The organism is Leptospira venezuelensis (assembly GCF_002150035.1).
Lineage (GTDB): Bacteria > Spirochaetota > Leptospiria > Leptospirales > Leptospiraceae > Leptospira_B > Leptospira_B venezuelensis.
In genome coordinates this window covers 13,871-25,446 of record NZ_NETS01000008.1, presented here as the reverse complement: position 1 = coordinate 25,446, position 11,576 = coordinate 13,871, and the positions used below count along the sequence as shown (strand labels likewise).

The 11,576-nt window shown below is 38.2% G+C and carries 9 protein-coding genes; 5 read left to right on the top strand and 4 right to left on the bottom strand.

The genetic code is table 11. The features are described 5' to 3' along the window. Positions 1 to 8: 8 nt before the first annotated feature. Together B1C82_RS04185 and B1C82_RS04180 are read left to right on the top strand one after the other, a co-directional pair. Positions 9 to 818 (top strand): hypothetical protein, encoded by an 810-nt coding sequence (locus B1C82_RS04185; protein WP_086446369.1) that lies wholly within the window; start codon positions 9 to 11, stop codon positions 816 to 818. Positions 819 to 835: 17 nt separating this feature from the next. Then, positions 836 to 1,600: an enoyl-CoA hydratase/isomerase family protein gene (locus B1C82_RS04180; RefSeq protein ID WP_086446368.1), complete on the top strand. Its 765-nt coding sequence runs from the start codon at positions 836 to 838 to the stop codon at positions 1,598 to 1,600. A gap of 58 nt (positions 1,601 to 1,658) precedes the next feature. Here the strand turns inward: B1C82_RS04180 and B1C82_RS04175 are convergent, their stop codons facing one another. Both B1C82_RS04175 and B1C82_RS04170 read right to left on the bottom strand, forming a co-directional pair. Beyond that, complete coding sequence (locus B1C82_RS04175; protein ID WP_086446367.1) at positions 1,659 to 3,353, bottom strand: FAD-binding oxidoreductase; 1,695 nt, start codon at positions 3,351 to 3,353, stop codon at positions 1,659 to 1,661. A gap of 130 nt (positions 3,354 to 3,483) precedes the next feature. Further along, positions 3,484 to 5,493 carry a SpoIIE family protein phosphatase gene (locus B1C82_RS04170; protein WP_086446366.1) on the bottom strand — a complete coding sequence of 670 codons (2,010 nt, stop codon included), beginning with the start codon at positions 5,491 to 5,493 and terminating at the stop codon, positions 3,484 to 3,486. Between the two features lie 157 nt (positions 5,494 to 5,650). On the opposite strand from B1C82_RS04170, the gene B1C82_RS04165 reads away from it, so the two are divergent. The 3 genes from B1C82_RS04165 (at position 5,651) to B1C82_RS04155 (ending at position 10,433) form a co-directional block, all read left to right on the top strand. Beyond that, entirely contained in the window at positions 5,651 to 7,285 is a 1,635-nt protein-coding gene (locus tag B1C82_RS04165) for a glycerol-3-phosphate dehydrogenase/oxidase (RefSeq protein WP_086446365.1), read from the top strand. 41 nt (positions 7,286 to 7,326) lie between these two features. Next, positions 7,327 to 8,439 carry an AraC family transcriptional regulator gene (locus tag B1C82_RS04160; RefSeq protein WP_086446364.1) on the top strand — a complete coding sequence of 371 codons (1,113 nt, stop codon included), beginning with the start codon at positions 7,327 to 7,329 and terminating at the stop codon, positions 8,437 to 8,439. 80 nt (positions 8,440 to 8,519) lie between these two features. Continuing rightward, entirely contained in the window at positions 8,520 to 10,433 is a 1,914-nt protein-coding gene (locus B1C82_RS04155; protein WP_086446363.1) for an AMP-dependent synthetase/ligase, read from the top strand. A 234-nt stretch (positions 10,434 to 10,667) separates the two neighbouring features. Here B1C82_RS04155 and B1C82_RS04150 read toward each other — a convergent pair whose 3' ends face one another. Next, positions 10,668 to 11,246, bottom strand: a complete 579-nt coding sequence (locus B1C82_RS04150) for a TetR/AcrR family transcriptional regulator (RefSeq protein WP_086446362.1) — start codon at positions 11,244 to 11,246, stop codon at positions 10,668 to 10,670. 105 nt (positions 11,247 to 11,351) lie between these two features. Beyond that, positions 11,352 to 11,567 carry a hypothetical protein gene (locus tag B1C82_RS20800; protein WP_234008443.1) on the bottom strand — a complete coding sequence of 72 codons (216 nt, stop codon included), beginning with the start codon at positions 11,565 to 11,567 and terminating at the stop codon, positions 11,352 to 11,354. Between the last annotated feature and the right edge of the window lie 9 nt (positions 11,568 to 11,576).

Sequence of the window (11,576 nt, the reverse complement as noted above, 5' to 3'; positions counted from 1 at the left end):
GACTTGTTTTGAGAACAAACCATTTAAATCGAATTTCAATATTCGGATCATTATTTTGTTTTATTCTATTCTTTCAATCCTGTGTAACTACTGATATTGAAGAGATTAATTTCCGTCAAAAAGGAAAGGTCAAATTTTGGAGCGCTAAATCCAAAGATGGATCTAAATACTTAGAAGGACTTCGTAAATTAGAAGAATCTAATACTTCTTATTCAGGAGAATTCGACATTAGGATACAGAATTTTTTCCCTAAAAAGGACGTATTCTCTTTATCTGGAAAGATCTACTACGATAAGCCGACTGGCAAAATGCAAATAGAGCTTATGGATAAACTCTTTGGGATCAGTGTTTCGAAAGTGTTTAGCGATGGTCAAACAATCCGGATCAAAACTGTTTCCGTAGACAAGATACATGAACAAGCAATGGACGATATTGTCTTATCTGACCCAAGCACCGGAAAACAGACAGTTGTACCTTTTCCAGTGATCTATTATCTTCTCTCAAACAGAAACGCTGAATTGTTTAAACCACAATGGACGCTCGTTCAGCCCAATGATGGAATTGTACTCGTCAGAAAGCCGGGTGAAGAATGGACTTACTACACTGCAGAAAACGGGATTCGTTCCGTGGAATGGGATTCCAGTGGCAAAAATGTAAAGGCAGTCACAAATGTTCAGGGAGAAGTTGAATTTCCCCCTAAAACTACGATCACTCGTATCGTATCTAGAACGGATGGTGCTGACCAAAATCGTATCGAGATTAAAATGAAAAAAGTATCCCGCACTGATGAATTGAATCAAGCAGTGTTTGGATTCTAATATTAGGGAAATTGAATATGTTAGACGTAGAAAAAAACGGCCATATTTTAGAACTTTATATCAAAACAAATGAGACAAACTCTTTAGGGAGAGAATTTTTCCGCAAATTTAGAGAAGTACTTGAACAGGCAGAAAACGACAGAACAGTAAAATCTATTCTTTTGTCTGCAAGAAACGATAAGTTTTTTTCGAATGGATTCGATCCTGAGATTTTTGTAGGTAAAAACCTGGAAGAAATTAAAGAAGTTCTGAGAGAGGCATTAGGCGCTTGTGGAAGAGTTTTATTTTCTCCTAAACCAGTTGTTTGCGCAATGAACGGCCACTCGATGGGAGTAGGAGCAGTTATTGCTATATTCTCAGATTATAGGATTTTAGTAGAGAAAAAAGGAAGATTAGGTTTCCCTGAATCTTTAATCGGTATTAATTTTCCGTCCACCGCAGGAACAGTTTTGAAAGACCTAGTTGGAATGAAAACTGCAAGGGACTTATTGTATAGCGGAAGAGGCCTAAAAGCGGACGAGGCTGTTCAAGTAGGACTAGTGGAAGAATCTGCAACTCCAGAGGAAGTTATTACAAAAGCCAGAAAATGGTGTTCTCAATTCCAAGACATGGCAATGGAGTCAGTAGTGGGAGTGAAAATTGCTCTTAGAGATTCCCAACGTTTGCTTGCTGACACTTTGGAAAAAAGAGATGTAGACCTTCTTGCACAAGCAATCGCAAGTCCTAATGGACAAGAAGGAATGAAGTCCATCTTAGAAAGAAGACGTCCAGTTTTCACCTGATATAAATAAAAAGCCTGGGAAATGTCCCAGGCTTTTATACGTTCGCACTCACGTATTTTTAAGAATGGAATAATTTTCCAGGATTCAAAATTTCTTTTTGATCTAACACTTTTTTTAATCCGTTTAAGGCCTGTAGTCCTGGTTTACCTAAACTAGATTCATACCATTTTTTATGATCTATACCAACTCCGTGGTGGTGACTGATCGGAACCTTAAAAGAAGTGAAAGTATCCGAAACATTTCTTTTCATCTTAAACCATTGGTCTTCCGGCTTTTTCAGATCCATTGGAAATAAGATTGTATAATACAAACAAGCTCCTTCGTGATAACTATGAGATAAATGACACATAGCGATGGAACCAGGAATAGAATTTTGCAGGGATTCAATCCCAGCCTTATGCAAGTCTTCTAACTTATCATAAGTGCTGGAAGTTTCCATCGTATCCACTCCCATTCCATGCTGCATCACATGATTTCTAAGGAATGGCATATTATATCTACTATGGATCCAATTTTGTCCTAACTTTTCTCCAGCAAAGATCGCGCCTGACTTTTTCCAAAGTTTTTTGAGCCTATTAAAGGAATGATCTACTTCTTGCTTGGATCCGTCTAACCCCACTAAAACCACACATTTATTCTCTCCGATCCCTACTAATTTTAGAAAAGAATTTTGCAGGAATTTTTTGAATTTGCGACCCAGTGTATTCTTCTTTCCTAATTCTCCCAAATACTCATAAAGTCTCGTCTCATTCGCATCAGAAAGTCTCATCATAGAAGTTTTAATTTCTTCTTGATTTGCTTTCCTGATAAAATTAATGGAAGAGAGAAGGTCTGGGAAAACTAAACCGAAATATTTTCTAGTCTCTGGGATCTTGTGGATCTTGACTGTAACTTCTGAAATAATTCCTAAAAGTCCTTCACTGCCAGCGATGATTTGGTTCCAGTCTGGTCCAATGGAAGCTGCCGGTGCTCTTAAAGTTTCTACAGTTCCGCTAGGAGTGATTAGTTTTACGGAATTTAGTATCTCTTCTATCTTTCCATATCTGTTGGATTGTTGTCCTGCGCTTCTTGCTGCGACCCAACCGCCCAAAGTAGAATATTCGAATGATTGAGGAAAATGTCCTAGTGTAAATCCTTTTAAGTTAAGTTCGTATTCCAATTTAGGTCCGTAGATTCCGGCTTGAAATGTTGCAGTCATACTGATTGGGTCGAAAGATACCAGCTCTTTCATCTCGGTCATATCCAATGATATTACTGCTTTTTGTCCTTTTCCTTTTAAAACTTCCACTCCGCCTACAACGGAAGATCCGCCTCCAAAAGGAATGATTGTGATCTTGTTTTTAGAACAATATTCTAAAAGTTTAATGATCTCGGAATCTTTTTTAGGATAAACGACTCCGTCTACGAATGATTTTAAAGTATTGAAATGAAGTCGAACTACATCATAATAACTTCTACCAGCAGAATGGAAGACTCTTTCATATCTATCGTTCTTAAAATTATTTTTACCTACAATAGAGCTAAGGTTTTTGATATCCCCAGTACTTAATTTACTGTTTGGAAGTTTTATATTTTCTAAGGAAACAGCTGGAGTTTCGTGAATAGAATCCAATTTGAATTCTCTTTGAAGAAGTTTTAATATCTCCGGCATTTGAGCCTTTCTTCCGAAATCCTGATCGTTTGCACCCCAGGCATTCCATCTAAGATTGGATCTAGAATAGTCGATTTTAGAATTGAGTTCGTGGTAGAACATGGGGCTTATCTCCGATTAATTAAAAACGTTTCCAATAAATATGAATCTTTCCAGAGGGCAAGGTAAAAAGGATTTTCGATCTAGATCAAATATCAGATGTAGGAACTCCTCATCCTTATTATTTGATGTTCTATAGACGCTTTTTTAATTCTGCTATCTTGGGGTCGTCAGGAGAAAGAATAGATGCTTCATCCAATAACTTTTTTGCCCGGAAAGAATTGCCTAGCAACCTATAAATATCCGACAAGTTGATCAGATTTTTTAAATGATTGGGAGAACGTACTCTTAACTTTTCTCCTAACTCTGCCGCTGATTTTAAATATTCCGTCTCTTTTTTCTGGGTATAAGCTTTCTTCCATAGAATTGAAGAATAGAATAGAAGTTCAGTCTCTGAAGGATCCCAGATTATAGACTTCTCTGCCCATTCTGCTGCTTTTCTGAATTCTGATACCTTATCATACCATTTGGAAAGAAGTTTGGCCACCTGAGGAAAATAACGTTCTCCCACCGTTCCAGATTTTTTTAAACCTTCTTCCAAAATGTGTATTGCATCTTTTATATTTCCTTTTTGGAAAGAAGACTCTGCTTCGGTAATGGATCTTTTATCTTCCATGTAAGAGTTTTTAGAAGGATTATAAGAAATTGATAAAATACTTAAATCGTCTGAAAGTTTTCCTCTGCTGATCAAGGATCTACGAATCGTTTTTAACTCCCCGCCACTTTCTTCCACAGAGGCTAAGAAAATCGTCTCGTCCTCATTCATTATCCTTTTGCCTGAAAAATCCTCTTCTAAAACAAGATCGTCTCTTCCGTCAGATCCGCAGAAAATCGTATCCCCTGGAAGCATACGGAATGTTTGGACTTGGATCTTAGAGCCGAACATTTCAGAAATTCCTAATTTACGAATATTTGATTCTGCTCCAAGGAACATTGCCTTCCCGTCTCTGTATAGTACAGGCCAAGGATGTTCCGCATTTATATAATACATCGCTCCGGTAGAATGTTCTACTATTCCTAAAACGGCGGAAATTAACATAAATCCGTCGAATGTTTCGAAGACGTTTTGTAGGTCGATAAATGCTTCTTTTAACCAGCGTTCTGGCGACTTAGATTGTATTTCCGGAGAAAGTCTAGTACGACTGATAATAGAGTTGAATACAGAACCTAAAACCAATGCGCCACCGGCACCCTGGATGGATTTTCCCATCGCATCACCATTGATAAACGCAGTATAATCTCTATCTTGGATTTTTATTATATAAGCGCTTAAGAAGTCTCCACCTAATTCGTAATCCTTTTCTTTGAAGGAGAATTTTTTGTACTGATCTAGTAAGAATTCCACTTTAACTGCAGAATTTTCGGCATTGTCCAACTTGATCAAAGGAGATAAAAGAAGTGCTGTTAAAAAATAGTCCCCATCCTGCTTTTCTTTTAAAGCTTGGATTTGTTGCATTTTCTCGGAAATTTCTTTATTACTTTCTTGGATCTTGAATCTGCTTACAAAACTTACAAAACGATATCTTTCCAGGATTATTGAAAACACAATAGTGAGAAGATATGCAATTCCCAGATTCTGCATAGAATAAGCAGCTTGAGGAGTGCTCAAATTCGGAGAATAGATAATCGCAGAACTTATAAATGAAATCACAGAAAGTATCAGAAAAATATAATACGCCTTCTTAGGAAGAGGAACAAATACAATGGAGATAAGTGCGATCTGCAGCCCTGATACGTAATTCGGATCATCCGCAATTCTGCCTGTAAAAAAGGAAGTGCAAAGAAGCAGATAGGCGATGAAAGCATACGCCATTTCTAAACTGTATCTGCGAGTAGGGATCTTGAACAAAGTATCCAAGAGAAGGAAAATTAAACTAAGAACGCCTACTAAAGAAAATCCGATCCTGAAATAGAAAAGTTCAGGGAACTCAGGATGTAATTTTTGGTCTGTTCCAAAAGCAAATCCCAACCATACGAAAATCGCAAGAACTGCGCCAGGATACTGGATTGAACGAGTTTGTCTTTTCAGATCCTCGATGTATTCTTTTTCATACACATCTCGATCTGGGTCCTTCTTAAAAAAACCTAGAACAGAATTCCATTTGTTTTGAAAACTACCTGCCCGGGAGGAAGTGTATGACATCTATTGAATCGAACTCCGTTCGGTTCAGGTCCCTAAAATAAGCGGGAAATAAGAACCGGGTCTAAACTAAAATTATCATCTGCTGATTTGGAGTAAAGAACTTGTGTAATTTCTAATGTCTTGACCGACCGAGTTCTCAAATCCATACTGTGAATCTATGGCCAAAACAAAAGTCTCCAAATCTTCTTCCGTTTCGCTTTCTTCTCAGGTTTTCGATACCTTAGTGATAGGGGGAGGAATCACTGGTGCCACTACTTTGTGGGATGCCACCTTACGCGGGTTAAAGGCAGTTTTAGTTGAGAAGAATGATTTTGCTTCTGGTACAACTCAAGCGACATCTAAGTTAATTCACGGTGGTTTAAGGTATTTAAAAAACGCGGAGTTTGGTCTAGTAAGAGAATCACTAAGGGAAAGGAGGATCCTCGCAAAGATCAGTCCTCACGCTCTGAAGACATTAGGCTTTATTATTCCAATATATTCTACTCCTGAGAAATGGATCACTAGCATCGGTCTTGGAATGTACGATTATTTTTCGTACGATAGAAATAAAAATATCAGTTCTGATTCCTGGATCCCTAAATATAGATTTTTATCTCCTGAAGAAGTTGTTATGGAAGCACCTAGTCTTCCTCGCAGTGGACTCAAAGGAGGATTTTTATATTACGATTACCAGAACACGAACCCGGAAAGACATACATGCGAGTTCATCTTCTCCGCTGAAAAAAAGGGAGGAACAGCTCTTAATTATACAGAGTTAGTTGCTATCTCCCAGCAGGGCGAAGTGTATCAGGCAATTTTAAAGGATAAAAGGAGCGGCAAAACTTTTCCAGTATTTGCAAAAACTGTGGTGAATGCTGCTGGTCCTTGGGCAGATTCTATAGAGTCTCTTGCTGGAGTCGGAATGGATAAGGTGTTAGTCCGATCCAAAGGGATACATATAGTAACTAGATCATTGACTGTTTCTCGGGCTATCGTCTTAAAGAAAAGGGACAAGACCCATATGTTTGTTCTTCCTTGGAGAGGTAAAACTATCATCGGAACTACAGATACAGTATTTTCAGATTCTCCGGATAAATTTAAAGTCACCAAATCTGACATCCAAGGACTATTAGAAGAAATTAATTATACATTTGGATATTCGGATCTAACAGAATCAGATGTGGATTTTTATTATGGAGGAATGAGACCTCTCGTAGAAGATCCGGGTGAAAAATCAGACACATACAATGCTTCTCGTAAAACTGAAATTTTAGATCATAAAGAAAAGGGACTTCCTGGATTCTATACGGCTCTAGGCGGAAAATACACAACCAGTAGGCATTTAGCAGAGAAGATCACAGACAAACTCTGTGAATACCTACCAGGAAAATTTTTGCCTTGCGAAACTGAGCAGATCCCTCTTTCTTCCGGAGAGTTTTCAGACCATTCTTCTTTAGTTAAAGGCCTTACAAAAAAATATCCAAAACTTTCAGGAGAATATCTCGAAACCTTAGGATCTCGATATGGAAGTTTAGCGTATGAAGTTCTTAAATACCAAAAATCGAACGATGAATCAGTGACATTGAATAATGGAGAAGAGTTTAATACTGCCGAGATCCGTTATATTGCTACGGAAGAAAAAATAGAGAAGGGGACTGACTTCTTTTTCCGCAGATCTGGGGTAGGAGTGCCGGGTGCACCTTCTTCTGGATCACTACATAGAATTGTAGAAGAATTGGGAAAAACTCTGGGTTGGAACCCCGCTTGCAAAAAATTGGAAACCTCGGAGATACTTTCTCGCTACCATTTTTGACTTTTAATCTAGTTTCTATCTGGTATTTCTAAATAAGTTACATGGATTTAGAAACTGCTTATTTAGTTTTTGGTATAGCTTTCGGCTGGATCTGGTCTTTAGGAATCTTACTTTCTCCTGCTTCTTTGGGAGAAAGAGTAAGAGCCTCCCTAATCATGTTTTGTTCTTCTTTCTGGCTTGTAGGAGCTGCAACATTTCTTTCGGGACTCGTCAAAACCTATCCTATCTTGTATGCGATCCATATTCCTTTTGCATTAGGGATTGCACCGCTTCTATATATTCACTTTCAGATCACATTGCTTGGACTGGAACTTTCTAAAAAAGAGATACTTCTTCACTTTCTCCCAATTCTATTTTCTGTAATTCTACTCCTGCCTTTTTGGTTAGGTGGAGAAGAATTTAGATTTCGCACATTGCAAGAGATCACTCAGGCCAAAACCTATTCAAGTATCCTAGTCTTTTTGCAGATTACTCCTAAAATTTCGATCCTTTCATATTTTCTGCCATTGCTTTGGATCTACAAAAGTTACTTATTCCGCTCTGAGCAAGACGAGAACGAAGAAAGAGCCAGAAGAATGTTCCTGATCTTCATTTGTCTAGTCTGCTTTGTTATCTTCTGGGGGCTTACAGGTTCTATACTGAGAAGAATAGAATTTGTAAAGGAGAGCATATTCAGCCTTCCAGTCTTGTTGGTGGTCGGATTTTTACTTTCTCAAAGAGAACCGAATTGGCTGGGATTTGTAGGAAAAAGTTTAAGAGAAGTCAGATATAAAAAATCAAGACTGAAAGGAATGGATGAATCCAAGATCAAAGATCGCCTAGAATCTTTGATGAGAAGAGAGAAGGTTTATGCAGACGAGGATCTCACACTTTCTCAACTTGCAGATGAGTTAGGACTAACTAATCACCAACTTTCAGAATTTTTAAACCAACGTCTATCCATGAAATTTTCAGACTATATCAATTCTTGGAGAGTAGAAGAAGCAAAGGTGCTTCTTTTAGAAGATCCGGATCGTTCGATATTAGCAATCTCGGAATCAGTTGGATTCAATTCTAAATCAGCATTCAATGAAGCTTTTAAGAAATTTGCAGACTCTACACCTAGTGAATTTAGAAAAACAGCAGTTTTATACAAGGCTTCGTTAAAATTTTAAAATTCGCACGTCCTGAGTTATACGCCAGGACGACAAATATCTAAGCGGGCTCTATACTTTCCTCCATCCTAGGAGGTGGCATGAAAACTCTTGCCGATTTATATCAATCGTCCAAAAATAAATATGGGGAAAGAGCTGCGTTTCTAACTAAAAATTCTTCGGGTGAATTTGATTCAGTCAGCTATTCCGAATTGTATGAGTTAGGATTACAGCTCGGGACTGCTCTTATAGAGTTGGAATTTCCCTACAAAGGACATGCAGCAGTTCTTGCTGACAACCGTTTAGAATGGATTATTACTGATTATGCAATCGTGATGGCGGGTGGAGCAGATGTTCCGAGAGGGACAGATGTGACCGATTCTGATCTAAACCATATTCTTCCTCATAGTGGTGCTACAATTGTATTTGCTGAAAATGATTCAGTATTAAAGAAACTCTACCAAAACCAAAGTGCCATCCAGAATGTACATACAATTATTCTAATAGATAAGAATGCTAAAGGAACTGGAAAAGAACTCAGATTCTGGGATTTAGTACAAAGAGGAAAGGAACTTAGAGATAAAGGAAATCGTGAAATTGAGAATAGAATTTCCCAAATTCAGGAGGAAGATCTTTTTACTCTGATCTATACTGCTGGAACAACCGGTCGCCCAAAGGGAGTTCCTCTAACTCATAAGAATATCATGTCTCAGATTAATCGAATTCCGATTAAACTTGAAGCAGGAGAGAGGATACTTTCTATTCTTCCCGTTTGGCATAGTTTTGAGAGAATGTTCGAGATGGTTTGTATCTATTTCGGAGCGGGTACGTACTATTCTTCTGTTAGAACTTTGAAAGAAGATCTTAAAAAAGTAAAACCTACATTTATGGCTTCTGCTCCGAGACTTTGGGAAAGTGTTTACCAAGGGATTTATGCGACTGTTGCGAAGTCTTCCGGTGTAAAACAAAGTCTGTTTCATGCGGCTTTATTTTTTTCTTCCAATATTCAATCCGCAAAACGTTGGCTTGGTTTTAGAGAATTGGATCTGAATGGAAGAAGTTCCATTATTTCCTTATTTGTAGGAATTTTCAAAGTAATTCAATATATTCTGAATATTCTTCCTGCAACTCTCTTGGATCTGATCGTTCTTAGAAAGATCAGACTGGCGACCGGTGGAAAATTGAAGGGTACAGTTTCCGGTGGCGGAGCGCTTCCGATCCATGTAGACAAATTTTTTAATGCGATTGGAATCCAAGTTTTGGAAGGATATGGACTTACCGAAACTTCTCCTGTGATCTCCGTTCGCATTTTGGATGAAGCCGTGATGGGAACAGTGGGTCCTTTATATAAGGGAACTTCTCTCAGGGTAGTTGATCCGAATACTTCTAAAATTCTTTGGACTACTGAAGAGGGTGGATCAAAAGGATACGCGATCAAAGGAGAGATCCATGTAAAAGGGGATCAGGTCATGTCTGGATATTATCATGACGAGGAGAACACTCGCAAAGTGATGAACGGTGGATGGTTCAACACGGGTGACCTTGGGATGATGACTTATAATAATTGTTTGAAAATTGTAGGTAGAACAAAGGAAACAATCGTTCTATTAGGTGGAGAGAACGTGGAACCGGTCCCGATAGAAAATATTCTAAGCCAATCAGAATTCATACTACAATGTATGGTGATCGGTCAGGACCAAAAATATCTTTCTGCTTTGATTGTTCCGAATCCTGATTTTTTTCCGAACTATAAACCAGGCGTTGGATTTAGTTCTGCGGAAGAAGAAATAAAATGTGCAGTCAAAATCCAAGGAGTGATTAAAAATTCAATCTCTTCGACGAATGGATTCAAATCGTTTGAAAGGGTCGTGGATTTTAGATTATTGCCGAAACCATTTGAGACTGGAGATGAACTAACCGCGAAACTTTCAGTAAAACGCCATGTTGTGACAGATAAATATTCGCGACTCATCACTGATATATATTCAGGCAAAAAAGAAGAAGTTCTGAGATAAGAAATATTCTACTGTTGGAGTTCCAACAGGTCCGAGCGCGCTGCCCCCACCCGAGTTTTGGGTGGAGGGGAGTGGCTCGTGGGAGGCCTTCGTTTCTATATCATGAAATTCTAATTTCTACAATTATTTTTTCACTCAAAACTTCTTGTTGGAATTCCAACAAATCGACTCGAATTATTTACAGAAAAGAATATCTCGGAGTTTGCAGAGTTAGCAACCCCCAATCTAAAAATTTCAGAAAGTGAAAGTGTTCGCGAGAACAACTCCCATAAAATCTTTCACAACTTCTGCGACTTCATCCAGTTTGATAGATTCTTGATCTACTATTCTTTGACCCACAGTTCCTAAAATAATACTGATCAAGAGTCTGTTTAAATTAGGATTAGTGATGCCTAAATGTTTTGTAATAATGGTTACGTATTCTTTCATCGCTTCTGCGATCAGCTGTTTCTCTTCCTCATGATTCTTTAATCTAGAAACATCGCAAATGATATAGAGAAGATTTTGAAAATAGGTCTCTCTGTCCTTTACCATTGTGAAGAGCGCCTCTACTCTTTTTTCGATGGTTTGGTTCTCTTCTCCCTTGGAATAGACCTGTAATTCTTCGATGTCTTTGTTTAATACGAACTTTACGAGTTCTTTAAATATATCTTCTTTAGTGGAGAAGTAGTGGTAAAGAGTTCCGGTGGAAACATCCAATTCGGTCGCGATTTCTCTCATGGAAACGGCCGAATACCCTCGCCTTGCCAAAATATCCACACACTTAGAGAGAATCTCGGCCTTATATTTTTCGTGATTTACGATTTTGGGCATTTCTTGGGTCCTGAAAATTTTTTTCTATTTACCGTTTTCGCTAATTCTAAGGCTCCTTTCGAAGGAGAAGGGGATCAACCCCCTCATATTTGAGGAGCAAGTTAATTATTTTATTTGTTCGAAAAAAGAATGCAAGTGTTTTTTCCAATTTGGATCCAGATGACTTAAGATCCTTTCTTTTTGTTCTTCTGCATCCTTACGTCCTGTCTCGAATGCATGCCTTACAAGGTTTGGATTGGTATAATCAAAACCCTGCTCAATAAATGGCCCCTCAGGAGAAACAAGCAATGTATCCGATAAGACCGAGGCAGATTTTCCCACTAAGGTAGT